This window comes from Pantoea sp. EKM10T, from assembly GCF_011800685.1.
In the GTDB taxonomy this organism is placed as follows: domain Bacteria; phylum Pseudomonadota; class Gammaproteobacteria; order Enterobacterales; family Enterobacteriaceae; genus Pantoea; species Pantoea agglomerans.
Window position 1 is genome coordinate 36534 of the sequence record NZ_JAALEU010000003.1, and the last position, 26744, is coordinate 63277.

A 26744-nucleotide genomic window follows, 5' to 3' on the forward strand; every position below is an offset into this window, starting at 1 on the left:
CCGGGAAAGAGAGATCGGCAGACTCTCCCGACCGCGATCCTTTCTCAACTCGCGTCTTAACGCTTTGCCGCATAAGGTGATCGGGGCGAATAACGGTTTTATGGCGTGGCGGAACACGCCTGAATCATCGGGATGGCTCAGAATTCGCGTAACTGGTCGAACAGCTGATACAACCGCGGCTGATCCACAAGCGTGGCGCCTTGCTCGCCCAGTTTCTGCTCCAGCGGATTCAGAACATCGCACAGCACACTGTAGATCTCCTCACGCTCGACCGTCTCAATCGCCTTTGAACGCCGGTCGATGAGATTAAAGGCTTCGGTGTAGGCGGTTACAGCGGCGGTTAACAGGCTCGCCACATCCATGCTGCTATCGATGTTGATCGTGGCAGCCCGCAGGTTTTTGTAAGCCAGCGACGCTTTTTTGGCATAAGTGGCCGAAATATGTTCGCGTCCATCCCAGTCCCGGAAAGGATTGTGCAGATTCTCAGCCAGCCATTCCGGCTTGCGCGCTTTACTCAGCGAGAGATCCAACCCCTGAGTTGTCGCCTTTTTATAAGCGGTTCTGACAGAGCTGATTACGTCAAGCGGGACGCTGGTCATCCACAGGCATGAGAGATTGGGCAACGCTTCTGGTGAGGGAAAGTCAGCCGCGCTGAAGCCAAACAGGTCGAAGAAAGTCAGCATCTGCAACTGTGGCAGTGCGGCAATACGATGCATATTGCTGGCTACGCCGGGATTTCCCCAGATGCGCAGCTCAGTCAAACAGGTAAAGCGCTCAACGACTGGTGCCAGGTCAATCTCTTTAACGCCTGTCAATGACAATGCCCTGAGCCGGTCAATACCCTGCAGCACAGGCAAAGTCTGCGAACATTGCAGGCACAGATTGCGTCCCTCCTGATCAGCCTCTACCTGAAAGCCTGAAGAAGGCGTTGCGGTGAGTGACAGCAGGGAGAGATCAGGATTCAGATGCACGCAGCTGACGCCTTCAGGGTGCAGAATAAAACGCGACAAACGAGTCGCCCCGACATCGATTTCGCTGACGACAGCGGATTGCCAGTGCAACTCATTAATGAAGTCATGCTGCTGTATATAGGCCATCAGTTCCGGGGTGCCATGGCGGGTTTCGATGGTCATCAGGCAGGGCAGGCGATCCAGTTCAGAGAGATCGGTCAGGGTTTGCAGGAGGTGGTCATTGATACGGGTGGTGTCCTGGCGAAGTGTCTGGCCGCCGATAACCACGTTGTGCGCGCCTGAAGCAGCCTTGAACCGCGCACGGCTGGCCGGGTCGATCTTCTCCCAGTTTCGCTGACGAACAAGACTGTCTCCCACGTCCCAGCCGAACTTGTAGGCGTTTACTTCCTGATCTGCCAGCGGCGGCAGGTTGGTAATTAATACATGTCCCGGTGGGACATTGGCGGAGACATAACCGTGATCGAAGCTGTCTTTGACAAAATAGTAGCTACAGCGCAAAGGCTGCATACGGCTGGCTTCCGCCCTGTCAGGCAAATGATCACCTGCCCAGTCGAGCTGGAGTATGGCTGCAAGGACTTTGCCTCTGGCATTAGCAGGCTGCTGGAGGTGTGTCACCTGACAGGCGACGTACTGCTGCAACTGCGGGGAATACACGCTGTAGATATCGCCGACCTTTGCTTGCACTCTCGCTCCTCTCAGTCGAAATCTGATATAGCGCGCATCCTGCTCAGGGGTGCGCTTTGCCACGGATCTTAGATCCATCCAGCACACTAGCCTGGCATAACGTTTTAACGAAATGCTGGCGCGTGAACATTTTTATTTTTTTTCGCGGCAGGTGACAGCGTCAGTCGGGTTGCACGCAGCAGCCCGACTGACGAAGCCTGCCCGGAGGCATGCGGGGCAGGTATTCAGCTTACAGGCGGTTACCGGCCTCAACCAGTTCGTTATAGGATTTTAAAACACGCATCGGTGAACCCGATACCATCCAGCCTGAATTGCCGCTTCCTTTCAGCAGACTCTGCTCACCCGTGCTGTAAGGTGTTTTATCGCGAATCCGACGCATGCGATCCTTGCAGTCTTTAAGGAAGGTTCCGGCATTATCCTGGAAGATAGACCAGGTTAATGGCTTGCCCGCTTCGCTGGCCGTTGCCTTTTCTGCCTCACTCAGCAGCGTACTGTAAGCATCAATCGCTTTTGTCATTTCTGCCACGTCGGGAGCGGAAGAGGTAAACAGGGTCGCCAGCGGTTTGGCCTGTGTGACTAATGCCAGGCGGTAGTAACGACTATGACGGCCCTCAGACTTTTCAATTTCAACGAGTTGCGCAGCAACGACCTCATTGTTCTCTTTTTCAACTTCATCACCGAACTGGTCGCTGGATTTCATAAAGCTGTTAAACGCCTTCATGAGTGGCGGATGCATTTGCTTGCCTTTCGCGAAGCCATCATCCTTATAATCTTCCTGACTGTAGTAAAGATGAGCCTGCGAAACCAGCGGCTGCAATGTCGTTAAATCCGCCAGATACTGTGTTGCTGCAGCATCCAGCGCCGGTAACGTCGGTTTAGCCTTTGATGCCTGATTGATGGCTTTAGTGCAGCTCTCCAGTTCATAAGGCGTGACCTCGCCCAGTACGTTAACGCTGCGCTCTTTGCCGGTTGGCCCCTTTTCAGCATTCGCCATCCAGCTCACATAGCGCAGGGCACTGTCGCGAACCGATCCATCCGTAGTGTTAAAGCAACCCACATAGGCGTTTAATTTTGTGGTGAGTTGCGCAGCGCTATCCTCCGCAACAGCCTGGGGTTGACTCTGCGGGGCGGGTTTTGCATCCGCTTTGTCACTGTTGTCACATGCTGCCAGCGGCAGCACAAGGGCAGTCACCAGCATCCCGGGTATCATGGCCCTGCTTGCTCTTTTAAACACAATCGTTCCTTTATTTATGTGGTCAGAAATAGAGAATGAAAATAAATGTTCGCATTGGCTCCCTTTTCAGCTGCGAGGAGGGAGCCGATGACAAACGGGTTATGCGCTTTGCGTCGCTGCCGCCGTTTCTTCTTTCAGCAACGCCCTGACTGTCTGATGACGATGCCAGTAATAGCCGAGGGTGTTTTTAAAGGCTTCAATCTCCTTTTTCAGGCCCGGCAGAGGGATCTCACTGCGTTTTTTTCCCTGCGAGTTTGGCTGCACATGTTGCACGTAGAGCTTATCCCGGCCGAAGCTACGAATGACGTTGATGTTTTTAACGTTATCCCACTCCAGCACTTCGCCGGTTTTCGGCGACACGATGCCCTCCCAGGTGATGACGATCTGCGAGCCATCTTTCAGGGTATAAGGAACATTGGGGAAATGCTTCAGCACCAGCGCGGTTTCCATTTCACCGTCAGGCTGATAGCGCCAGGCCAGGCTCTCTTCATGCACAGAAGAGAAGTCGCGCTCATATTTCTGCCACAACTGCTGTTCAATCTCGTTGGCAACCGGCATCAGATCGACCCAGCTCTGGGCCGGGAAATCGGCGGCGATGGCTGCATAGTCAGCTTCGTTAATCTCATACCCTACGTTACGCATCCTTTCCGCCAGAGGCGGGTGTGAATCAAACGGGTGCGGCACATTCTGCTCACGGATGACGCTGATAAAGTTCGGAGAGGCGACATGTTCTGGCAGACCGGCAGCAATAGCTTTACTGATCCCCAGTTCATTTTCGTGCAGCGTCTGATTATTAAAGAAGTTTCGTTCAACTTCATTCCGGTAGCTGGCATACGCAGATACTTTGATCAGTGATTCGATAATCGCGGCAGGGGAGACCAGCGTTGATGCATTGCGATCCGCGACAAACTCACGTTCACGGCTGTTACGCTGCCACGCCAGTTCAAACAGCATGCGATAAAGATAGAGCGGATAGAAGACGATCAGCGTGGCCACATTCTGACCCATCAGCTGCATATAGAGATCAAACCGATGCAGTTTCGGTCCCAGTAATGCGCCGGAGGCGGTGTCGCCTTCATGCAGGTGGGTCAGTTCATGGACCATCACGCCATCAGCCTGCGCAACGGTGAGCTGACGCAGGAGCGGAATACTGACATAGAGCTTACGGCCGGTGAGCGGATTCCCATTCACGTTCAGCGGAGCTTCGGTCACGTAGAAGTTGGTGTCGATACCCGCAACAATATGATCGGGTGGCGTGGTGCCCACTCTGGCGGCGAGCATATCAATCTGTGACCAGAGTGCCGGTGCCGCTTCGCGGGTCACGACTTCGCCTTCAATACTCTCTTCCGGTGGGAGTTTTTTGAAGATGCCTTTAATCATGTAATACATACCGGCCAGCACCAGCAGTCCTACTGCCATCACCAGTTTTGGATAGTAGGTTTGTGTGAAGAAGGCGGTGCCCCAGAATGAGAGCCATACCAGCATGCCGCCCTGTACCATGACTTCCAGCGAACAGGCCAGCATCAGGAACTTGCGGGCCAGCGCCAGGCTGATAACCTGTCCCTGGCGGCTTTTAAAGGCCAGCGCACTGAACAACAGCACCATCAGCAGGACAGCGCCGCTGCCGATCAGTGTCCAGAATGCCACTTTATCCATCATGTAGAACTGCCACAGTTCGGATTGCGGTTCGCAGACGGCGTTTTTGTAATCCTGCAGATTTTCATCTACCGGGCCGCAGACACTGGAAGGCGGGTTCTGCTGCAGAAACGCCTGTAGTTTGTCCGTATCCTGATGTTGTTCCCGCGCATCGTCCATGAAGAACTGCGTGTATTGCTGATCAAGTTGTTTGTTGCCATATTCAGCAAAAAACAGGGTAATGACAGGGACGAGAAACAGTGTGAACAGCAGCCAGAAAAATACCTTTAGATAACCCTTTTTCAATTCCGTTAATGTATTCAAAATAGTAACTTCCTGCATGTCTATGAAAGGGAGAAGCTGCTGCTATCAGGAAATTCCGAAAAGAATATCCTGGCCCCGGTTAAACGGTGCGGAAACATTTATGCGAGCTTCACGATATTATAATTATTGCAGAGCGATTATAAGCCAGCCTGAACCCGTTTTGAAAAGGTATAGACGGATATTTTCGGCGATTTTTTCCTTTTCCGTCAGGTTATTTTTCTGGCGGCTTCCGGTGGTTCTGCCACGACAGCACTAATTTGAGTTAGTGCTCATCACTTATTCTGTCCGATCTCCTGACCGATGGCTAATCCCCGCCATCTGTCTGCATCAGATACACCATACTCCTATATTTTACCATCAGAGCGGTGCGAAAAAATTACCAGCGCATCCCTTTGAAGGGATTCCAGCCGTTATCGCCTTTTTTCTCTTTCAGGTAATAACTGTAATTGGTGCTCATGCCGTACAGGGCATTAAAGCCATAGCCCAGGCCAACCTGAAGATACCGTGGAAATTCCATGCCCGCTATCGCTAAGGCGATGATCAAAATAGTATAAACAACTACCATAATTAAAATCAGCATGATGTTCTTCTTCCACAGGCCGAGTACGAACAGATAAATCGGGCCGAAAAGGAAGGCAATTAAATTCATGTTCACTTTTAATTTTTGCCTGAAAGGCAGTTGTTTCAATGCCTGTCTGAAGCCTGGTGTACTGGGAGCACCATGAAGGTCGAAAAAATCAAATCGGGTCTGCCATTTCGCACTGTACTCTTTAGTTGCGTTTACTTTATTATGATTTTCAATAGGTTGATTCATGGTTGCCTCAATATCCTGCGCAGAAAACTACAGAGACCGACACTGTTTCAGACGGATGACAGCCGCATGAATGGTGCTCATCGACCGCCAGAACAGCGCATAAGAATTTTAAAAACAGGGAAGCCGCGTTAATTCGCACCAAAATAATATCGGTACGGTACAAATAGCCATGCTACACCCTGGGTGCGCTATTAGCTGCACGGGTGCCGAATTCAGGTTAAACAACAATATTTGAAAATAAATCCATCAGAATCAGTAATGTGAAAATTGCACAGGCCGGACATCTCCTGTGCTGGATGTAATTGATATTAGCACCAAAGAAAATATCGCCACAATGATAAAAATATGTTAATTTTCAAAAAAAATATTCCTCGTTCCTCACACCTTAGAAGGATATAAAGATGATCGCATGGAGCGGAGTGGGTTTTTTCGTCGCAGTATTAATTTCTGCCGCCTACCTCCTTTGTAAATGGCTGTTAGATATTTATTACTACGACGGTTTCTTTGTCTCCCATCTATGGGCGACAGGGGCTACGCTGATCGTTTCTGCCCTTTTTTGTGCGGCCTTTGTCTGGGTGCTTCGGCAGGAAAAATGGCTGGACTCCCTTGCACAAGCAACGAAAAGCCAGCCAATGATGGCCCCCGAAAAAACCCACAACTTCTTTTTTATTCCCGTTCTCTACTGGCCGATTATTCTGTTTCTGCTCGGCTCAGGGATCTGTATTTACGACCTGACCCGATAACACTTCACATCACTGATACAGGCCATACTGATGCTGTATCAGCGAAATGGAAATATCATCAATACGAAGGAGTTCATGGTGAAATTAAGAAAATCATTAAACATTATGGGTGCGATCTGCCTGGCAACTGCCATCGGGGCTACTTCTCTGATGGCATCAGCCGCTGAGACAGCACCAGCTGCAAACACGCAGACTCAGACGATCTCTTTGCTGGATGGCAAACAGACGTTCAAACTGCAGGGCTATGAAAAGCAGCCTGTGCCGGGCGGCGGACCAGGCACCATGTATGTGAACAAGCAGGAAAAACGCGTATTGATCATTGGCGAAGAAGAGATCCCATTGATTGCGCGCGGTGGCAGTGACGCTGATTTTCTTGAAGGCGGGAAGTCTATCAAAGACAAGCAGAAGCAGGCTTCACCTTCTTATACGGTGATCAGTGAGAAAACTGAAAATACCAACGGTTTGCCGGTCTATCATATTGAAGCCACCGACAAAATGGGTGGCAACGATGTGCAACAGGCGACGCTGCTGGCGGTCGCCAACAAGAAATTCACCGTTATTCAGGTGATTTCAAACCACAAAGACAAGGCTGGGCACCTGAAAGCAGTAAACAATATCCTCGGTAAGTAAGGCCTCAGTCGATAAGCCCGGTTAGCTGATCGACCCGGATAAGGGGTTGCCGGTGGGGTTCATGAGTTTACTCAGAACTCACCTGCAATGCCTTGTCTGAACAATGCTCAGGCTGACGCGTCTGCGCGTCATCACGGCTTGCCCGCAAACCCCTTTCCTGACCTCTTTCTTCAGGCGTTATGCCAGGCCTGAAAACAGAAAAGGCCGTCTCCGGCCTCTCGTTAACTTTATGCAAACATCTACTTCAGGCTGCGCGAACCTGCGGCATCGCTATATCCGCGCTGATACGAGCACCTTCAGCATCAAATACCATGCAATGGTGCGGATGGAAGGTGGGGCGCAGCGTCTGATAAGGACGGAAATGCACATCGCCGGGCAGCAGCATCTTGAAGCCGTCGTGGCCGTGGCTCTGACCAAACAGATAGGTGTTGTTGCCAAGTCGCTCGACCACTTCGCAGTGGAAATTGATATTCAGTGGCGCATCGCCGTTGATCTGCAACTGCTCCGGCCGGATACCCAGCGTGATCTCATCACCAGGCTGCAACTGGCGGATGGGCGAGGGGAGCTGCAGCCGATGTTCGCCGTCATTGATCAGGACGACCAGGCCAGCAGGGCCGCACTGCTCCACGCGCGCAGGCAGGAAGTTCATCTTAGGTGAGCCGATAAAACCGGCGACAAAGCGGTTAATCGGGTTGTAATAGAGCGCCATCGGTGAACCCACCTGTTCAACCTTGCCGTAGTTCATGACCACAATCTTATCGGCCAGCGTCATTGCTTCCGTCTGATCGTGCGTCACATAGACCATGGTGGTTTTCAGCTCCTGGTGCAGCTTCGCAATGTGCAGCCGCATATCGACACGCAGCTCCGCATCCAGGTTCGATAAGGGCTCATCAAACATAAACACCCGGGGATTTCGCACAATTGCGCGACCAATGGCGACACGCTGACGCTGACCGCCGGAAAGCTGCTTTGGTTTACGATCCAGCAGATGCGCAAGCTGTAGTGTCTTCGCCACCATCTCTACCTGATGCTGAATCTGCGCTTTCGGCAGGCCGTTCACCTTCAGTCCGTAACCGATATTTTCCGCCACCGTCATATGCGGGTAAAGCGCATAAGACTGAAACACCATTGCCACTCCGCGGTGCGAGGGTGCGACATCATTCATGACCTCATCACCAATCAAAATCTCACCGTCACTGATCTCTTCAAGCCCGGCGATCAGCCGCAGCAGTGTGGATTTACCGCAGCCTGACGGACCGACGAAGACCGCAAACTCACCGGCCTCAATATCAAGCGCGATATTTTTCAGCGTTTCTGTTTTACCAAAGCGTTTGGTGACGTTTCTCAATCTGATGCTGGACATGCTGATCCTCATGGCAAGGGGTTTGGCGGCTAAAATGTACGACGTATAACAGTTTGTCTTTTTACACGTCAGCCCTGATGGTGCCTGCGCTGACTATATCGTTCCGCCAGAGTGCGCCCTACCGCTGATTTTGATTTCTGTAATAGCGATCACACATTGATGCGAACGGGCTGGAGCGCGGTACGCATTCCGCGTAGCTTATGGCTCAAATGCGATACGTTATCCACACTTCATATGCTCAATAATTCCTTGTTCAGCATGTGCCTGAAAAAAGAACATCAGCAAATGACAGCTTAAAATGTCATACCTTCACACGAGGCCAGTAATGAAAATCAAAATTAGCGTTACGCTACTTCTTTCCGCATTGATGCTTAATCAATCCGCCTGGGCCGCTCAGCAACTTACCGTCTGGGAAGACATTAAAAAATCAGACGGCATCAAAACGGCGATCGCCGATTTTCAGAAACAGTTCGGCGTTGAAGTGAAAGTTCAGGAGATGCCGTTTGCACAGCAGATTGAGAAGCTTCGTCTTGATGGCCCGGCGGGTATTGGCCCGGATGTCCTGGTGATCCCTAATGACCAGCTCGGTAGCGCGGTCGTACAGGGATTACTGGCACCGCTAAAAATTGATGCGGCAGAGCAGAGTGCTTACACCCCCTCAGCAATGGCGGCTTTCACACAGAACAGTGTGGTCTACGGCGTACCCAAAGCGGTGGAAACGCTGGTGCTGATCTACAACAAAGATCTGCTGCCGTCGCCACTGAAAACGCTGGAGGAATACCGTGCCTTCTCTCAGAAGCAGCGTGAGGCGAAGCAGTATGGCCTGCTCGCTAAGTTTGACCAGATTTATTACAGCTGGGGTGTGATGGCTCCGATGGGCTCTTACATCTTTGGCAAAGACGCCAAAGGCGCCATTAACACTCAGGATATTGGTCTGAACACCCCAGGCAGCGTGGAAGCGGTGACTTATCTCAAGCGCTTCTTCAGTGAAGGATTGCTGCCAGGTGGCATCATGGGCGACAACGGCCTCAACGCCATCGACTCGCTGTTTACCGAGAAAAAAGCGGCGGCGGTGATCAATGGGCCGTGGGCATTCCAGCCTTATCAGGCTGCCGGAATCAACTATGGCGTGGCACCGCTGCCGCTGCTGCCTAACGGCAAGCCGATGAGCTCCTTCCTGGGCGTCAAAGGCTATGTGGTCTCTACCTGGAGTAAAGATCAGGCGCTGGCGCAGAAGTTCCTCACCTTCATCAACCAGCCGCAGTACGTGAAAGAGCGTTATCAGAAAACCCAGGAGATCCCACCGGTCACCGCGCTGATGAACGATCCGATTATCAAAGACGATGAGAAGGCCAACGCGGTCGCGGTGCAGGCGGCGCGTGCGTCAGCGATGCCTGGCGTGCCGGAAATGCAGGAAGTGTGGGGGCCAGCCAATGCTGCCCTGGAGCTGAGCGTATCCGGCAAGCAGGAGCCAAAAGCGGCACTGGATAATGCAGTGAAGCAGATCACCATGCAGATTGAAGCGATGCAGGCCAGTAACCAGTAATGCAGGTTCACGGGATAACCGTACAGGATAAGGATCAGGGTGTGGCTATATCTTCCGATGAAAATCTGGTGACGGCTAAGCGTCCGCGTCGTCATGCGACCACCGGTGCGCTGTTGGCACTGCTGCCTGGCTTCGGCCAGTTTTACCACCGCCAGTGGGCTAAAGGGCTCTGTTTTCTGATTTTGCTCAGCAGTTTTACCGGCGTGTTCCACGATTTTCTGCGTGAGGGATTCTGGGGGCTCTATACGCTGGGCGAATCGGTGCCGCGTGATAACTCCATTTTTCTGCTGGCAGAGGGCATTATCAGCGTACTGATTGCCGCCTTCGGCGTGGCGGTCTGGGGAGTGTCAATGCGCGACGCCTGGGTCAATGGCGTCAGGCGCGACAAGGGCCAGAAGCTGAACAGCGTGCGCCAGCAGTATCAGTTACTGCTGCGCGATGGCTTCCCCTATCTGATGATTTCGCCAGGCTTTATTCTGCTGGTGTTTGTAGTGGTGTTTCCGATTCTGTTCGGTTTCGCCATCGCCTTCACCAACTACAACCTCTATCACACGCCTCCGGCGAAGCTGGTGGACTGGGTGGGGTTCAAAAACTTCATCAACATTTTTACTCTGTCGATCTGGCGCTCCACCTTCTTTGATGTGCTGCAATGGACGGTGGTCTGGACACTGCTCGCTACCACGCTGCAGTGCACCGTGGGCGTCATGCTGGCGATTCTGGTCAATCAGAAGGACCTGCGCTTTAAGCCGCTGATCCGCACCATCTTTATCCTGCCGTGGGCGGTGCCGGGCTTCGTCACCATTCTGGTCTTCGCCGGAATGTTCAACGACAGCTTTGGGGTGATCAACAACGCTATTCTCGACTTCTTTGGCATTGCACCTAAAGCGTGGATGACCGATCCATTCTGGACCAAAACCGCGCTGATTATGATGCAGACCTGGCTCGGTTTCCCGTTTGTGTTTGCGATGACTACCGGCGTCCTGCAGGCGATCCCTGACGATCTCTATGAGGCGGCGATCATGGACGGTGCCAGCGCCTGGACGCGGCTGAAAACCATCACGCTGCCGCTGGTGCTCTACGCCATTGCGCCGATCATCATCACGCAATACACCTTCAACTTTAATAATTTCAACATCATCTATCTGTTTAACAACGGCGGTCCGGCGGTGGCGGGGTCGAATGCCGGAGGAACCGATATCCTGGTGTCGTGGATCTACAAGCTCACCATGTCGTCGTCGCAATATGCTATCGCCGCCACTATCACCATTTTGCTGTCGATTTTCGTGGTAGGTCTGGCGCTGTGGCAGTTCCGCGCGACCCGGTCGTTTAAACAAGATGAGATGGCGTAAGGAAGCAGTTATGGCGAAGTCCGGCAGTATTAAACGCGAAAGGTGGATACGCCTGTCGCTGACCTGGCTGGTGGTGCTGGCTGTCTCGGCCATCATTATCTATCCGCTGGTCTGGACAGTAGGAGCATCCCTGAATGCAGGTAACAGCCTGCTCAGCAGTTCGATCATTCCGGAGAATGCGTCGCTGCAGCATTACCGCGACCTGTTCAATGGCACGGTGCCTTACCTGACGTGGTACTGGAATTCGATGAAAATCAGTTTCCTGACCATGGTGCTGACGTTAATCAGCGTCAGCTGTACCGCCTACGCTTTTTCCCGTTTTCGGTTCAAGGGGCGGCAGAACGGACTGATGCTGTTTCTGTTGTTACAGATGATCCCGCAGTTTTCGGCGCTGATCGCGATTTTCGTGCTGTCGCAGCTGCTGGGGTTGATCAACAGCCATCTGGCGCTGGTGCTGATCTACGTTGGTGGGATGATCCCGATGAACACCTGGCTGATGAAGGGTTATCTCGACTCGATTCCCAAAGATCTGGATGAGTCGGCGCGCATGGACGGTGCGGGCAACTTCCGCATCTTTGTTGAGATCATTATGCCGCTGTCGAAGCCGATTCTGGCGGTAGTGGCGCTGTTCTCATTCACCGGGCCGCTGGGTGATTTCATCCTCTCCAGCACCATTCTGCGAACGCCAGAGCAGTTCACGCTGCCGATTGGCCTCTATAACCTGGTGTCGCAAAAAATGGGCGCCAGCTACACCACCTATGCCGCCGGTGCCGTGCTGATCGCCGTGCCGGTGGCGGTGTTCTATCTGGCCCTGCAGAAATACTTCGTTTCTGGCCTGGCCTCAGGCAGTACTAAAGGATAAATCATGACGCCAAAAACATTGATTCTCGCCCTGGCGCTGGCCTGGGCGACACCGCTGCTCGCCGCCGATCAGCCTGTCATCGGCTCTGCCGGGCCGTGGCCAGCCGATTTTATCAAAGGTGCGGATATCTCATCGCTGGCTGAACTGGAGAAGCAGGGTGCGAAATTCTACAACGCAGATAACCAGCAGCAGGATGCCATCGCCATCCTGAAAGCCAGCGGCATCAATACCATACGGCTGCGGCTGTGGGTGGATCCCCGCGACGGCAGCGGTCAGACCTACGGTGGTGGTGGCAACGATCTGACGACCACGCTGGCGCTGGCGAAGCGCGTTAAAGCGGCGGGCCTGAAGCTACTGCTGGATATCCACTACAGCGACTTCTGGACAGACCCAGGCAAGCAGTTCAAGCCCAAAGCCTGGCAGTCGCTGCCTTTTCCGCAGCTGGAAACCCAGGTTCATGACTACACCCGCGACACCATCGCCCGTTTCAAAGCGGAAGGTGTGATGCCGGATATCGTGCAGATTGGCAATGAACTCAACGGTGGCATGCTCTGGCCGGAAGGCAAAAGCTGGGGCCAGAACGGCGGTGAGTTCGATCGGCTGGCCGGTCTGCTGAAAGCCGGGATCAGCGGGGTGCGTGAGAATCTCAGCGACCCGAATCAGGTGAAGATCATGCTGCACCTGGCTGAGGGCACAAAGAACGACACGTTTCGCTGGTGGTTTGACGAGATCGTTAAGCGTGATGTGCCATTCGATGTGATTGGCCTGTCGATGTACACCTACTGGAACGGCCCCATCAGCGCCCTGAAAGCCAACATGGATGATATCTCCCGGCGCTATGACAAAGACGTGATGGTGGTGGAAGCGGCCTACGGCTACACGCTGGAAAACTGCGATAGCGCGGAGAACAGTTTCCAGGCCAAAGAGGAGCAGGCGGGCGGCTATCCCGGCAGCGTAGCAGGCCAGGCGGCTTATCTGCACGATCTGATTAAAGCGGTGCTGGCGGTGCCGGACCATCGCGGCAAGGGTGTCGTCTACTGGGAACCGGCGTGGATCCCTGCGCCCGGCAATACCTGGGCGACGCCCGCTGGCATGAAATATATCCACGACGAATGGAAACAGGGTAACGCCCGCGAAAACCAGGCGCTGTTTGACTGTCACGGCAAGGCGCTGCCTTCGCTGCAGGTTTTTCATTAACCATTAGCGCAAATGCTGATGTCTACCTCTGAGGAACAGGTATGAATAAATTTCCCCCGCTCAGCGCCCGGGTTAACCGGCTGCTGCATGGTGCTGACTACAATCCGGAACAGTGGGCGCACCAGCCGGGCATTATTGATGACGATGTAATGATGATGAAGCAGGCGAACTGCAACGTTATGTCGGTGGGTATTTTCAGCTGGGCGAAGCTGGAGCCGGAGGAGGGGCGCTATGAATTTGGCTGGCTGGATGAGGTGATTGATACGCTCTGGCTGCAGGGGATTTCTGTGTTTCTTGCTACCCCAAGTGGGGCCAGGCCAGCCTGGATGTCGCAGGCTTACCCGGAGGTATTACGTGTGGGGCGCGATCGCGTGCCGGCTCTGCATGGTGGTCGTCATAACCACTGCATGACCTCGCCGGTGTATCGCCAGAAAGTGCAGGCGATGAACAGCCGGCTGGCGGCGCGCTATGCGCATCATCCGGCGGTGCTCGGCTGGCATATTTCCAATGAATATGGCGGAGAATGTCATTGCGATCGCTGTCAGCAGGCGTTTCGCAGCTGGTTGCAGCGCCGTTATGAGACGCTGGAGAACCTGAATCTCGCCTGGTGGAGTGATTTCTGGAGCCATACCTACAGCGACTGGTCACAGATTGTGTCGCCAGCGCCACAGGGTGAGATGTCGATTCACGGTCTGAATCTGGACTGGCGGCGGTTTATGACCGATCAGGTTACTGACTTCTGTCGTGAGGAGATTAAACCGCTGAAGCAGGCCAATCCCGAGCTGCCTGCGACCACCAATTTTATGGAATATTTCTACGACTACGATTACTGGAAGCTGGCACCGGTGCTCGATTTTATCTCATGGGATAGCTACCCGATGTGGCATAACGAGAAGGATGAGACCACGCTCGCCTGTTATACCGCGATGTACCACGATTTGATGCGCACCCTGAAGCAGGGCAAGCCTTTCGTGTTGATGGAGTCGACGCCGAGCGCCACCAACTGGCAGCCGACCAGCAAGCTGAAGAAGCCGGGGATGCATATTCTGTCGTCACTGCAGGCGGTGGCCCATGGTGCGGACGCGGTGCAATATTTTCAGTGGCGCAAGAGCCGGGGTTCGGTCGAGAAGTTTCATGGCGCGGTGGTCGATCATGTGGGTCATCTTGATACGCGCACCGGTCGTGAGGTGAGTGAGCTGGGCCGGATGCTGGCCGCGATGACGCCGGTGATGGGCAGCCGGGTTGAGGCGCGGGTGGCGATTATTTTCGACTGGGAGAGTCGCTGGGCGATGGATAATGCGCAGGGGCCGCGCAATCTCGGCCTGCATTATGAGCGCACAGTGAACGAGCACTACCGTGCTTTCTGGGAGCAGGGCGTGGCGGTGGATGTGATTAACGGCGACTGCGATCTCAGCGGTTACGATCTGGTGATTGCGCCGATGCTGTATATGGTGCGGGATGGTTTTGCGGCGCGGGTGGAACAGCATCTTGAGCAGGGCGGGCATTTCGTTGCCAGCTACTGGAGCGGCATCGTGAATGAGAGCGATCTGTGTTATCCCGGTGGCTTCCCGGGGCCGTTGCGGCCGTTGCTCGGCATCTGGTCAGAAGAGATCGATAGTCTGACTGATGAGGAGTTTAATGGTGTACGCGGGGTGCGCGGCAATGAGCTGGGTCTGAGTGGGCCTTATCAGGCGCGAGAGCTTTGCGAGCATATTCATCTGGAAGGGGCAACGGCGCTGGCCAGCTATGAGAGCGATTTTTATGCCGGTACCCCGGCGGTGACGGTGAATCGCGTGGGTCAGGGCAAAGCCTGGTATATCGCGTCGCGTAATGATCTGTCGTTCCAGCGGGATTTTTATGGTGCGTTGATTAAGCAGCTGGCGTTGCCACGCGCGCTGGCGATTGATCTGCCACCGGGCGTGGTTGTTCAGCGGCGCACTGATGGCGAACAGGCGTTTCTTTTTGTGCAGAATTTTACCTGTCAGGTGCAGCAGCTGTCGTTGCCTGCTGGGCTCAGCGATTTGATCGATGGCTCGGTTGTGGGGGAATCGCTGGTGCTGGCGCCGTGGGGATGTCGCGTTCTGAGTGTGCCGCTAACTGAAGGCGCAAGCCTTTGACGTTAGTTTAATGCCGTTTGCTGGCAGGTTTAGCATCGGCTCAGGGGGCCAGTACCTTCCGCAAAGACGCAAAAGATGGCATCCCTGCCAGCTCAACACGGGCCATCCATGGCCCGTGATGCTTTGCTACAGGTACTGGCCCCCATCGCTTTGCGCATGGGAGTTGTCTGTTGGAAGTTTTGGACCGGCTTTAATTGCGGACTTTGTGGCGGAGGAATAGGGTTTGAGGGCAGGAAGAGTGTATTTTCTGTGAGTGCCCTGAAGCCATTCCCCCTCGTTTTCGTTTATCAGTCGTGAGTGGCGGGCAGCAGCCCGCCTTTTTATTATCTGGAGGAGAACAACATGGTGAGTCTGAAATCGTTTAAGCAATATTTCAGTCGGCAGCCGCTGACGGCGGAAGAGGTTGAGATTGACAGTGCGCTGCTGGAGCGTCTTGTAGAGTGCTTTGGCGGGCGTGAAAATATTCAGCAGGTGGACGCCTGTTTAACCCGGCTGCGGGTGAAAGTGACATCGCTGAGGGCGGTAGATACGGCAGGATTACAGAAGGCGGGGGCGATTGGCGTGGTGATTCTGGGGCAGGAAGTTCATGCCATCTTTGGTACGCAATCCGATCAGCTGCGTCAGTTGCTGGAAGCCCGATTCTTTAAGCCGCTTCAGCCGGAGTAAAAAAAATGGATAACCGTCGCCGGTTATCCAAATAAGCCCCTGCATAAGAGCTTAACAATGATCACAATGAGGAGACTGCTTGGTTACCACCAGGCTTCGACCTGTACGCCGAAGTTCCAGGTGTTGTTACTGGTGTTGTCCTGGAAACTGTGTCCGTCTTCTGAGTCATTCAGATAAGAGGCAAACAGACGCAGTTCCGGGCGTGACATAAATTCGGGACCGGCTGCAAGACCCAGCGCCAGCGTATATTTCTGACCCGCCTGTTTGTAGTCGCTGCCCACTTTGTTCTCATCTTTCTGCCAGAAACTACCCACTTCGCCGATGCCGCGGACATACTGCGTGAACTGATACTGACCTCGACCCACCAGCGACAGCAGGGTGCTTTTGCTGGTCTGCGCGGTGACGTCATCCGCTGAACCCCAGGTAAAGACCTGATTCAGGGAGAACTTGTCGGTGATCGGCAGCAGGCCGGTATTGATTACGCGGTATCCGGTGGCATCGCGGGTATCGTTCCACATGTCATACCAGCCACCGCCCTGTGAAATCATATTTTGTGCCAGGCCTTTGTTAGCGTACTGGAACACCAGTTTCTGATAGCCGCCCCACATATCCTGACTGATTTCACTGGTGAGCATAACGCCGTTTTCCGCATCATACAGGCCACCATACTCTTCCTGCTTTTTAGTCGTATTCGGCATGGCGTAATCAATACCAAACTCGGTCCAGGCGCCGCTCCACGGTTTCCAGCCAGCATACCGAAGATCCAGGTAGTTAATGTTGACGTCGTTATCGCCATCGACCCGGTAATCGACGTCATTGGCATCGCCACGGATCCAGGCAAAGGAGATCGCGCCCGGGCCCAGAGTGTAATTTTCGATACCCGCACCGGAGCCGGAGATATTCCAGTATTTGGTATCAATGATGTGCAAATCGTGACGCTGGTAGTAACGTTTACCGCCCCAGATCACCGCATTCTTGTCACCCGGCACCAGCCCTTTAATCTGCAGATTGAGCTGGCGCAAACCAAACTGCGCATCGTCACCGAAGGTGGTTTCGTTATCGTTAGAACCGTCGGAGAACATGCTGACCATGGTGTCGACGTAAAAACTGACGTCATCCTTTTTGTAGACTTCGCTGCCCAGCTCAACCTCGCCGTAGGTGTCGGCTTCATTGCCGAGACGGCCAATCTTGTTCTTTTGATACTCTTCAATACCGCCATCCTGCGATACGCCAACGCCACCACGCAGATAGCCATGGAAATCAATGTTGTCGATAGCAGCATAGAGCGTCGGGGAGGTCAGGGCCGCAGCGAGCGCCACAGCAGCAGTACGTAACCTTGTTTCCATGTTATCCTCAATTTTATTTGTAATACGTTCACATGACAGCGGCAGTTAACGCTTTTTGTCAGATGAGTGACAAACAAAATCGCGATAATGTGTGATGCAGTGCAAATAAAGTGGCGGTATTTGTAACGATTAGTGAATCAGATCACCAAATCTCGTGATGTGAAGGTATGACTTTTACTTTTTATTTGCGCAATGTGACTGCGGTAACCTGGCTTATTCGGCTGCTGTGATACCATTCCGCCATCGGTAATCAGGGATGCGAATTATGAAATCAAAAAATGCCACCTTAGAGGATGTCGCCCGCCATGCTGGCGTCTCTTATCAGACGGTTTCGCGGGTTTTGAATAAGTCGGCAAACGTCTCAGAATCAACGCGACGCAAGGTGGAGAACTCTATTGAAACCCTGCGCTACGTGCCAAACAGACTTGCGCAACAGCTGGTGGGTAAGCAGAGCACAACGCTGGGTCTGGTGACCACATCGCTGGCGTTGCATGCTCCTTCGCAGGTGGCCGCTGCGGTTAAACGATATGCCAATGCCGCTGACTATCAGGTGCTGATCGCCATGATTGATGAGAACGTCAATCAAAGTCTGCAGAATTGTATCAATGAGCTGAAGTCGCAGCGCGTGGATAAGGTGATTATCAACGTCCCGCTGGAGAGCAGTGATGCGGAGCGGATCGTGCAGGAGAACGACGATATCCTGTGTCTGTTTCTTGATGTTGATCCCTACAGTGCGGTGTTTAACGTTTCTTTTAACCCGGCTGACGGCACCCGTGCCAGTGTCAAATATCTCTATGAGCAGGGGCATCGGGAATTTGCTCTGCTGGCCGGGCCAGAGGAGTCCGTTTCTGCCAATCTGCGGTTAAAGAGCTGGCTGGATACGCTGGAGAGCTATCGTCTGAAGCCGGTCAGCGTCAGCCACGGTAACTGGGATGCGCAAAGTGGTTACAACGGCGTGCTGCAACTGCTGCGTGAAGCGCCGGAGTTCAGCGCGCTGCTGGTGGGAAATGATCAGATGGCACTGGGTGTGCTGAGCGCGCTGCATCAGCGCGGGGTAGCGGTGCCGGGGCAGATTTCGGTGATTGGCTACGATGACGCCTATGAAAGTGCCTTCTTCCATCCGGCGCTGACCACGGTGTCGCTCGATCTTGATTTACAGGGCAAAGAGGCGGTCGCGCGTCTGTTGTTAGCCAGTGAGCAGGATGAGCAGCGTTCCTCTTCAATCCTTCCGGCAAAACTGGTGGTACGCAGCTCGACGGGTATCGCCGGTCAGCAGCAGCGTGATCTGAAGCAGATTGCTGAGCAGCTGCGGCTGCTCGCCAGTCGTCTTGAGTAGCAGAGCACCGCAAGCAGATAAAAAAAGCATAAGAACGCGCCGCTGCTATGCTCAGATCAGGATAACGATTCTGCACGTCGGAAAATTATCCGATCACTAAATCGGTCAGTGAACGGGCATTCTGCTTCGCGGTAATGCAGCCGACACGTTCAGCCCGGTTTCTCTACTCTCAGGGAGTGACATTATGTTGTGGCTTGAACAGGGGCTTTACCTCAGGATTGAAGAGTTAGCGCATGGCCCCAGGCCACTGCCGCTTTCCAGCGGTTTTACCCCGCAGACGGCTTATCGCGCGCTGGGCTGTTTTAACCCCTCTGAAACATCAGATGCTTACTACATTCTTTCAAATGACCGCGATGAAATATGGTTCATCTGTAACCGTCATCTGAGAACCGTTTTCCTTGATGCCAGCAACACGGCGTTTCGGGTGAAAATGCAGGAGCCTGCAGAGAGTCTGCCGGTACTCGCTGCTGCACCCGATGGTCAAATCGTCTCCTTTGAGCGCTCTGTCTGATGTAGCCTGTTACGCATCAGATAATAAAAAAAAGCCGCCATCGCTGGCGGCCCTGATTACGTTTAAGTCGATGCGTTATCTGTAAATCTGCCAGTAACGTCTTTTAACTCGCCGTGGCGGTCTTCATTGCCGGACGCTGGGGCAGTATCACCAGAAGAGCGATGATGATTAGCGCCAGCGTCAGTGAGGCACCGTAGCGGCTTAGCGCGAGTCCGCCTGAGGCAAGGGGTTTGTCCAGAAAGTCGCCGACCACGGCACCCAGTGGTCGGGTCAGGATAAAGGCCGCCCAGAAGAGCCCCGTACGCGAAAGTGATGTGAAGCGACTGGCCGCCCAGATGATTGCCAGCGCGCCAACAAACAGCAGGATCCCGCCATCGTAGCCCAGCCCTTCAGTGTCTGCCGTCCAGTCACCTAAGGCCGTGCCCAGGGTTTGTGAAAACATAATAGTGACCCAGTAAAAACTCTCTGTGACGCCGTTGCTCACTGAACTGACCGCGACTGTACCGCAGGTGATTTTCCACAGGAAAAGCGAGAGGATAAGCAGGGTGCTCAGCAGCACGGTGCCCCCTAAATACCCTATGCCCAGTGAGCGATCGGCAAAGTCTGCCATCGTCGTGCCAACGGTGGTTGTGGCCACCACGGTGAACCAGTAAATCCATTTGTTGAAACTGTGGCGATTTATCTGCACCACCACCGCGACCAGAAAGATGATGGCGAAAATCAATGTCCCGGTCAGGTAACCGAGATTCATCGACATGGTCACCGCATCGCCGCCGGTTTCACCCAGGGTAGTCGCAGCGATTTTGGTTAACCAGAAAGCCGCGGTAACGGCCGGAACTTTACTGAGAGAGTGAGAAGCTGTGTTGTTATTTTGCATAGGGTGATGCTCCGGAACAGCCCAACATGGGCTAATACAGAGACGATGTTATAAGATTAATCTTAAGAAAAGGTTAAGCTAAAGAAAACTATGACAGGAATTTTGATCACAGCTTGTCACTCGCTAAACCGGCATTTACCCTATGATTTAATGTAATATTTGCCCTGTCGGAGTGCAGTGTTTGGGATGTTTCCCCTGTTAACCTATAAGAATTAATTCTGAGTTACTCTGTTTTCTTCTTAATTTTCAGGCGATGCAACGAGTGATAGCCCGGCGGGTTAATCAGGTAAAAATTGCAGAAAAAGTAGCATCAGGGCGTGCGAGCCATGCCGGGGTAGTATTGCCCTGATAATCAGCATCGGGGCAGGGTGGATGGCATAGCAACCCCGACGCTCTTATCCGGATATCACCAGTTTTGTCTGGTGGGAGAAACGATCAGGTCGTTGACGGTAACGTTCTGCGGCTGATTAAGTGCATATACCACCGCATTAGCCACATCCTGTGGGCTGATGGCTAATTTATTGAGTTCCTGAGCCACTTTACGGCCCTGAGGATCGCCGACTTTATCGGCCCAGCCGGTATTGATTACGCCAGGGCTGATGGTATTGACGCGTATCCCGTTATTAACCCCTAAGTCTTTGCGCATCGATTCTGTCATGGCATGGACGAAGAATTTTGTTGCACTGTAAACCCCTGCACCCGCATCAACCTGATGACCTGCAACCGATGCCATATTCAGGATCTGTCCCTCATTTTTCTTCAGCATAACGGGTAACACAGAGGCAATGGCGTTCAGATAGCCTTTGATATTGACGTCGACCATTTTGTTCCACTCTTCCCAGGCAACGTCACTCCAGCTTGAGAAAAGCATCAGGCCCGCATTGTTAATCAGTATGTCTGCCGAGCCTAAGGTGTCACTGGCGAACTTCACCAGCGCCTGGGTTTCTTCCAGACGCGTTACATCGGTTACCAGGCCGACAGCGCGTCCCCCTTCAGCTTCTATCTGGCGTACCAGCGTATCGAGGCCATTCTGGTCCAGTGCTGCCGCCACAATATTCACGCCATGACGCGCAAGTTCCCGCGCGGTAGCCGCACCAATCCCGGAGGATGCACCCGTAATAATGGCTGTTTTCTGTTGCAGGTAATTCATTTTTAATTCTCCTTCTGGTGAAAGGGGCGGGTAGTCACCCGCCATAAACCGTTATCAGTAGCTGGCTTCCGGCCAGTCGGTATAACCCTCTGCACCACCGCCGTAATAGGCTTCTTTCGGCGCGATGGTCAGCGCGGCACCGTAACGCAGACGCTTAACCAGATCCGGGTTGGAGATGAACAGGCGTCCAAAGGCAACCGCATCAATAATTCCGGCGTTGCGGCGGCTGATGGCCATCTCAAGGTCATAGTTGTTATTGCCAATAAACGGACCGTTGAACTGGGCGCTCAGCGCGTCCATGTCCACATCGGCAGGCACATCACGAGAGGTGGCCGTCGCGCCTTCAACGAAGTGCAGATAAGCCAGGTTGAACCGGTTAAGTTGCTGAATGAGGTAGCCGTACATCGCCATAACATTGCTGTCTGGCGGGGTGTTACCGGCATCAGGCGTGACCGGAGAGAGGCGGATACCGACTTTGTCATTGCCCCAGATGTTGATGATGGCTTCTGTCACTTCCAGCGTCAGGCGGGCGCGGTTTTCAATAGAGCCACCGTAGGCGTCAGTACGGTGATTGGTGGAATCACGCAGGAACTGATCGAGCAGGTAACTGTTGGCGGAGTGCACCTCAACGCCGTCAAAACCGGCACGCAGGGCATTTTCAGCTGCACGTTTATATTGCTCAATAATGCCGGGGATTTCTTCTGTTTCCAGCGCCCGCGGCGTCGATACCGGCACAAAACCGTTTACGGTGTAAGTCTGTCCATCAGCTTTAATAGCAGAAGGTGCAACCGGACGCTGGCTCTCAGGCTGCAGTTCCACGCTTGAAAAACGGCCCACGTGCCATAACTGGCAGACGATTTTGCCGCCTTTAGCGTGAACCGCATCAGTGACTTTTTTCCATCCAGCCACCTGCTCTTCGCTCCATATCCCCGGCGTAGCGGCATAGCCGCGTCCCTGCGGAGAGATGTTGGTGGCTTCAGAAATAATCAGGCCAGCCCCGGCACGCTGTGCATAGTAGGTAGCATGGAGTTCATCAGGCACACCCTTTTCACCGTAACGGCTACGCGTGACCGGTGCCATGACAATGCGGTTTGACAGCTGAAGGCTGCCCATCGAAACAGGTGAGAATAAATCGGTACGGGTACTGTTGTCAGTCATATAAACCTCTTAATAGTTGACCGGTCGTCTAGTAAATGGATAAAAAAAACCGGCTACCCAAGTAGCCGTGTTGTTGCGTTCATTGCCTGACTGAACGCTTTGTCAGGATCGTGGATTTTCGCCATCAGGGAAGCCCCCAGCCAGAGCTGATAGAGTTCTTCTGCCAGTTCAGTGGCATCCGTTACGGCGGGCAGGGAGCCATCTTCCTGACCGAGCCGGAGGCAGGCGGCAATTTTGAGCACAATTTCATGGGTGCCCGTTGCCAGCACATGCCGCATGTTATCGTACTGGTCGCAGACTTCCGCCCCCAGCTTGACCACGAGACATTTACTTTCAGGCAGGTCTGCGCCCTGGGTGGTTTTCCAGAAGGTAAAATAGCGCAGCAGTCGCTCTCTCGCCGTTCCTGTTCCGCCTAGCTGATGCTCTACTTCCAGCAAATAGTGGCTGAAGTAGTGCTCCAGCAGCGCCTCTGCAAACGCTTCCTTCGACGGAAAGTAGTAATAGAACGAGCCTTTTGGGATATCCGCCGCTTTTACAATCTCGGAAATCCCGACGGCGCTGTAGCCCTTATGAGTAATGATCGCCCTGGCCACATCAATGATGTGCTGCCGCATATCTGTCACGTTTCTTTTCATAATGTGCACACTCTAGTGAAAAACTGACCGGTCGTCTAGTAACTTTTAACCTGTTTCATGCTATCTGTTTCTGATTGTGAGCGGGTGAAGCAGTCGGGTGGCGTGCTGGCCGATCAATTTCAGGCTCTGAAGCGTCGCACCGTCTTTCGCCTCTATCGACATGCCTTCCAGCAGCGTATTCAGAACGGTAGCCAGCGCGACGGTGTTGGTATCTGCGGGCAGTTGCTTCTCCTGAACCGCTCTGACCAGCCTTTTTTCAAACAGATCTTTTCCTTCCTGCCTGAGAACGCTAACCGCCCTGACAACATCCGTCGATTCTGCTGAAACATTGATGGCTGCCAGCACCACCATGCAGCCGCAGGGCGCTGAAGGGGAGAGCAGAATATCGGCTGCTTCGCTAAAGAAACCGTCAATCGCTTCACCAATATCCTGCGTCTCCTCAAGCCGCAGCCAGGTCGCTTTCCAGTACTTCGTTTCGTAGTAGTTCACGGCCTCCAGAAAAAGTTTTGCCTTGTTGCCAAAGGCGGAATAGAGGCTGGGTGGGTTGATTTCCATGGCGGCGCAAAGTTCGGCAACCGATGCCGGCTCAAAACCTTTGCGCCAGAACAGATCCAGCGCCTTCAGCAACGCTTTATCACGGTCAAAGCTTCGTGGCCGGCCTTTCGGCTTTTCAGTGGCAGCAGGCTGGTCAGGTATTTTCATAGACGGCCTCAATCATTCTCTTGACATATTACATAGTGATCACTATACAATAATACTATTACGTAGTGCTCACTACAGAATTAAATCGACATAGTGGCTCGCCTTTTATCCCGCCTGCGCTCCCCCGGCAGGCTGCTGTCGCGCTGAGTCGGTACATGTCTGTGTCAGAAAATATCACCCAAAAGCGGGGTGTCTGAAGGGATACCTTGTTAATCAGAACGGAGAGAAAACAGATGAATAACACGACCTATGTGCAGGACTATAACGCCATCGTGGCAGTGCTCAATCAGTATAACGAGGGAGGAAAGCAGGCGAAAAGTGAGCTCATGAAGCCCGCTTTCAGCGACAGGGCGACCATTTTTGGTCTCGACAGTGACGGCAACCTCAGCGGCGGTCCAATTCAGGGATTGTTTGACACCATCGACACCGCATTCCGTCCTTCACCCGAAGCAAAAGCGGCTATCGTGCGCGTAGATATTGTTGGGTCTGCCGCCAGTGCCCGCATCGACACTGACGACATTTCTGGTTTCCGTTTCACTGATTTTTTTAACCTGCTGAAAGTGAACGATCGCTGGACCGTGGTCAGCAAGATCTATCACACACATACGGCAGACTGATCCAGGTCTGGTCAGCTGACCGTTGCAGCCTGCGTTTGCTGCGGGCTGCAAAAAGGTATTGAGACGACTAAAACAGTAAGGTGATTTTACGCCTGATTATCCGGTTGCTATTAATCAACATAATCATACCCCAGCGCTTTTGGCAGAGGTGGCATCATTAAAGATTCTGGGCCGATCGGCCGATAAACACTGGCTCATACTTCTGACACTGAATCCCGGGCTCGCTCACTTTTGTGCGGGCAGGGCGGCACCTCAGCAGCTGCAGACGGATAAGCGCTGCGTCAGCCGCCGTCAATGGCGGGTATTCTCGCGATGATGAACCTGTCTCCGGATCCTCCTTCAGCTACAGGCGGACATTAACGGTTATAATCAGGTCTGTAGCGACGAGTATTGAGCCTGTTTAATATCGTCAGCCACGTCGGAGTCGGCCGCCATGAATACAATGATCAAACCCTCTTTTACCGCTGTCTGGTCTACAGACGCCCAGGGTATCTGCGTCGCCAGTCAGGAAAGCCCTGCTGGTCTGATGCCTGAACTGAAGGGTGTGACGCTGAGTTCATGGCTGAGACTGGCACAGGCCGACGACGATGCAAAGATCGCGCTGCAACTGACCGCCGCGCTTGATTTCCTGACGCCTTTTCATATTGAAGTGCCGATCAACTGTCTGGATGGCAAGACGCGTCGGGTCATTGTATCTGGCCTGCCGGATCGCCAGCCTGGCACGTCCCGTCTGCAGTATAACGGCTTCATTCTGGATGTGACCGGACAGCGTAAAGCGCTGGAAGATGCGCTGCGCACGGCGGCAGAATATCGTCTGTTAATTGAAAACAGCACCGATCTGATTGCCCATTGCGACGCGGATGGTCGGTATGTTTCAATCTCGCCCTCTTATAGCGAAATGATTGGCTGGACAGCTGAAGAAGTTGTCGGTCAGCTGGTGGTGGATTTCCTGCATCCCGATGACCGCGGCCCCGCCTCTGAAGCTCTGGCCTGCATCTTCAACGGGGGAGTACTGCCGGACGTCGTTGAGGTGCGCAAGCTCCATCGTGACGGCCACTACATCATTCTGGGCACCAAAGCCTGTGGCGTCATCAATCCCTCTACCGGCAAAAATATCGGTGCAGTTCTGGTGTCGCGCGACATTACGCGAGACAAAGAGAGGATGCGCAATCTGGAGAAGCTGGCAACGCTGGATACGCTGACCGGGCTGCATAATCGTACCTGGATCAACGACCAGGTCGGGCGCATGCTGGCGAAGGTGGATGATGAGGCCTATACGACGGTGATGTTTATCGATCTGAATGGCTTTAAGGCGGTGAACGATTTGATGGGCCACGCGACAGGGGATGCCTTGCTGCAGCAGGTCAGTGAACGGCTGCAACGCTGTATGCGTCCGGGCGACTCACTGGCGCGACTGGGCGGAGATGAATTTGTTGTGGCGGCAAAGTGCAGAAATCGCGATACAGCCGCTGCCATTGCCCTGCGTATTATTGAAAGTCTGCACGCGCCATTCGCCATTGATAATATGGACGTGCGCATTGGCGCGGCTATCGGTATCAGCCTTGCCCGCTTCGGGACGGCATCGGCCAAAATATTATTCGAAAACGCGGATAAAGCGATGTACCAGGCCAAAGCCCGACGTGATGGGTCGTATCAGTTTTTTGAGTCAGAAGAGCCTTAGTCGATGCATATGATTGCTGGTATGACCTTCCGGATTTAACGGTAATAGATCTTACGTTTAACGCTTTGCCGCCTGTTCCCGCAAGGACACATTTCCTGAACGCCTGATTAACCCGCCTTATATTCTGAAACCGCGTGCCACGGCAGAAAGAATTTCTGTTTCAGGCACAGCGAAGTCTGGGGCTGGTGACCAACATCTATGTGCGAGACAGGCTACTGAATTCCCTCAAACGTCTGTGATGAACTGGCCTGAGTGACTTCGCGGAACTCCGCGTACGGCAATTCATTGCGTCAGTTTATTATTTCTGTTGGTTTTTCACTTTCGGGAGACCAGTAACCCCCACTGCCATGATAGGTTTCAGCTCCCAGCACGAACGAGGTTCCGCAATGATTACATGCAAAATGGTAATCAACGATATCGCCCCAAATCATCTGTTCAGCACATTCAGAAAAGGTGTACTGATTCCAGTTATTGATGGTTGAAACTTCGGAAATGATCTCTTCTTTAACTGCGTTCTGTGCAATACGTATTGCCAGGCGCAACTGACGAGGTTCCCGTATAACGTATTTAACACATAGATCCTGACAGAACTCACA

General features: G+C 53.3%; 24 protein-coding genes. 12 read left to right on the forward strand and 12 right to left on the reverse strand.

Annotated elements, in window-relative coordinates; genetic code table 11:
• Positions 1-137: 137 nt before the first annotated feature.
• The 4 genes from HFD95_RS06645 to HFD95_RS06660 all read right to left on the reverse strand — a co-directional run bounded on the left by HFD95_RS06645 (position 138) and on the right by HFD95_RS06660 (position 5662).
• Positions 138-1655, reverse strand: a complete 1518-nt coding sequence (locus HFD95_RS06645; protein WP_167429985.1) for a hypothetical protein — start codon at positions 1653-1655, stop codon at positions 138-140.
• Between the two features lie 229 nt (positions 1656-1884).
• Positions 1885-2853: a YiiG family protein gene (locus tag HFD95_RS06650; protein ID WP_167429986.1), complete on the reverse strand. Its 969-nt coding sequence runs from the start codon at positions 2851-2853 to the stop codon at positions 1885-1887.
• Between the two features lie 135 nt (positions 2854-2988).
• Complete coding sequence (locus HFD95_RS06655; RefSeq protein WP_132498899.1) at positions 2989-4866, reverse strand: M48 family metallopeptidase; 1878 nt, start codon at positions 4864-4866, stop codon at positions 2989-2991.
• 358 nt (positions 4867-5224) lie between these two features.
• Entirely contained in the window at positions 5225-5662 is a 438-nt protein-coding gene (locus tag HFD95_RS06660) for a DUF2628 domain-containing protein (protein ID WP_010670648.1), read from the reverse strand.
• 401 nt (positions 5663-6063) lie between these two features.
• Here HFD95_RS06660 and HFD95_RS06665 point away from each other — a divergent pair, with 401 nt between their 5' ends.
• Together HFD95_RS06665 and HFD95_RS06670 are read left to right on the forward strand one after the other, a co-directional pair.
• Positions 6064-6405: a hypothetical protein gene (locus HFD95_RS06665; protein WP_010670649.1), complete on the forward strand. Its 342-nt coding sequence runs from the start codon at positions 6064-6066 to the stop codon at positions 6403-6405.
• Positions 6406-6435: 30 nt separating this feature from the next.
• Complete coding sequence (locus HFD95_RS06670; RefSeq protein ID WP_010259156.1) at positions 6436-7035, forward strand: hypothetical protein; 600 nt, start codon at positions 6436-6438, stop codon at positions 7033-7035.
• 244 nt (positions 7036-7279) lie between these two features.
• Here HFD95_RS06670 and HFD95_RS06675 read toward each other — a convergent pair whose 3' ends face one another.
• On the reverse strand, positions 7280-8410 hold the full coding sequence (locus HFD95_RS06675; RefSeq protein ID WP_371815227.1) for an ABC transporter ATP-binding protein: 1131 nt from the start codon (positions 8408-8410) through the stop codon (positions 7280-7282).
• A 313-nt stretch (positions 8411-8723) separates the two neighbouring features.
• Here HFD95_RS06675 and HFD95_RS06680 point away from each other — a divergent pair, with 313 nt between their 5' ends.
• From HFD95_RS06680 to HFD95_RS06705, 6 genes are all read left to right on the forward strand, one after another.
• A complete protein-coding gene (locus HFD95_RS06680) occupies positions 8724-9944 on the forward strand; it encodes an extracellular solute-binding protein (protein ID WP_010670651.1) in 1221 nt (406 codons plus the stop codon).
• 41 nt (positions 9945-9985) lie between these two features.
• The gene (locus HFD95_RS06685; RefSeq protein WP_029519279.1) at positions 9986-11293 is read left to right on the forward strand and encodes a carbohydrate ABC transporter permease; all 1308 of its coding nucleotides are present in this window, start codon (positions 9986-9988) and stop codon (positions 11291-11293) included.
• A 10-nt stretch (positions 11294-11303) separates the two neighbouring features.
• Entirely contained in the window at positions 11304-12155 is an 852-nt protein-coding gene (locus tag HFD95_RS06690) for a sugar ABC transporter permease (protein WP_010259151.1), read from the forward strand.
• Positions 12156-12158: 3 nt separating this feature from the next.
• The gene (locus HFD95_RS06695; protein ID WP_167429988.1) at positions 12159-13352 is read left to right on the forward strand and encodes a glycosyl hydrolase 53 family protein; all 1194 of its coding nucleotides are present in this window, start codon (positions 12159-12161) and stop codon (positions 13350-13352) included.
• A 41-nt stretch (positions 13353-13393) separates the two neighbouring features.
• The gene (locus tag HFD95_RS06700) at positions 13394-15469 is read left to right on the forward strand and encodes a beta-galactosidase (protein ID WP_167429989.1); all 2076 of its coding nucleotides are present in this window, start codon (positions 13394-13396) and stop codon (positions 15467-15469) included.
• 342 nt (positions 15470-15811) lie between these two features.
• Positions 15812-16135, forward strand: a complete 324-nt coding sequence (locus HFD95_RS06705) for a glucose PTS transporter subunit EIIB (RefSeq protein ID WP_010259145.1) — start codon at positions 15812-15814, stop codon at positions 16133-16135.
• An 83-nt stretch (positions 16136-16218) separates the two neighbouring features.
• On the opposite strand, the gene HFD95_RS06710 is transcribed toward HFD95_RS06705, so the two are convergent.
• On the reverse strand, positions 16219-17481 hold the full coding sequence (locus tag HFD95_RS06710; RefSeq protein WP_022624645.1) for a maltoporin: 1263 nt from the start codon (positions 17479-17481) through the stop codon (positions 16219-16221).
• Positions 17482-17746: 265 nt separating this feature from the next.
• Here HFD95_RS06710 and HFD95_RS06715 point away from each other — a divergent pair, with 265 nt between their 5' ends.
• Both HFD95_RS06715 and HFD95_RS06720 read left to right on the forward strand, forming a co-directional pair.
• Positions 17747-18817 (forward strand): LacI family DNA-binding transcriptional regulator, encoded by a 1071-nt coding sequence (locus tag HFD95_RS06715; RefSeq protein ID WP_167429990.1) that lies wholly within the window; start codon positions 17747-17749, stop codon positions 18815-18817.
• A 184-nt stretch (positions 18818-19001) separates the two neighbouring features.
• Positions 19002-19328 carry a hypothetical protein gene (locus HFD95_RS06720; protein WP_010670656.1) on the forward strand — a complete coding sequence of 109 codons (327 nt, stop codon included), beginning with the start codon at positions 19002-19004 and terminating at the stop codon, positions 19326-19328.
• Between the two features lie 103 nt (positions 19329-19431).
• Here the strand turns inward: HFD95_RS06720 and HFD95_RS06725 are convergent, their stop codons facing one another.
• The 5 genes from HFD95_RS06725 to HFD95_RS06745 form a co-directional block, all read right to left on the reverse strand.
• Positions 19432-20205, reverse strand: a complete 774-nt coding sequence (locus HFD95_RS06725; RefSeq protein ID WP_122459900.1) for a hypothetical protein — start codon at positions 20203-20205, stop codon at positions 19432-19434.
• 406 nt (positions 20206-20611) lie between these two features.
• Positions 20612-21355, reverse strand: coding sequence for an SDR family oxidoreductase (locus HFD95_RS06730; protein ID WP_167429991.1), 744 nt, complete (start codon positions 21353-21355; stop codon positions 20612-20614).
• A gap of 54 nt (positions 21356-21409) precedes the next feature.
• A complete protein-coding gene (locus HFD95_RS06735; protein ID WP_167429992.1) occupies positions 21410-22513 on the reverse strand; it encodes an alkene reductase in 1104 nt (367 codons plus the stop codon).
• 53 nt (positions 22514-22566) lie between these two features.
• Complete coding sequence (locus HFD95_RS06740) at positions 22567-23148, reverse strand: TetR/AcrR family transcriptional regulator (RefSeq protein ID WP_029519282.1); 582 nt, start codon at positions 23146-23148, stop codon at positions 22567-22569.
• 60 nt (positions 23149-23208) lie between these two features.
• Positions 23209-23850 (reverse strand): TetR/AcrR family transcriptional regulator, encoded by a 642-nt coding sequence (locus HFD95_RS06745; protein WP_060678978.1) that lies wholly within the window; start codon positions 23848-23850, stop codon positions 23209-23211.
• Positions 23851-24083: 233 nt separating this feature from the next.
• Here HFD95_RS06745 and HFD95_RS06750 point away from each other — a divergent pair, with 233 nt between their 5' ends.
• A complete protein-coding gene (locus HFD95_RS06750) occupies positions 24084-24467 on the forward strand; it encodes a nuclear transport factor 2 family protein (RefSeq protein ID WP_010670660.1) in 384 nt (127 codons plus the stop codon).
• A gap of 433 nt (positions 24468-24900) precedes the next feature.
• A complete protein-coding gene (locus HFD95_RS06755) occupies positions 24901-26148 on the forward strand; it encodes a sensor domain-containing diguanylate cyclase (RefSeq protein ID WP_033780070.1) in 1248 nt (415 codons plus the stop codon).
• 290 nt (positions 26149-26438) lie between these two features.
• Here the strand turns inward: HFD95_RS06755 and HFD95_RS06760 are convergent, their stop codons facing one another.
• Positions 26439-26690 carry a hypothetical protein gene (locus tag HFD95_RS06760; RefSeq protein ID WP_242640426.1) on the reverse strand — a complete coding sequence of 84 codons (252 nt, stop codon included), beginning with the start codon at positions 26688-26690 and terminating at the stop codon, positions 26439-26441.
• Positions 26691-26744: the final 54 nt, after the last annotated feature.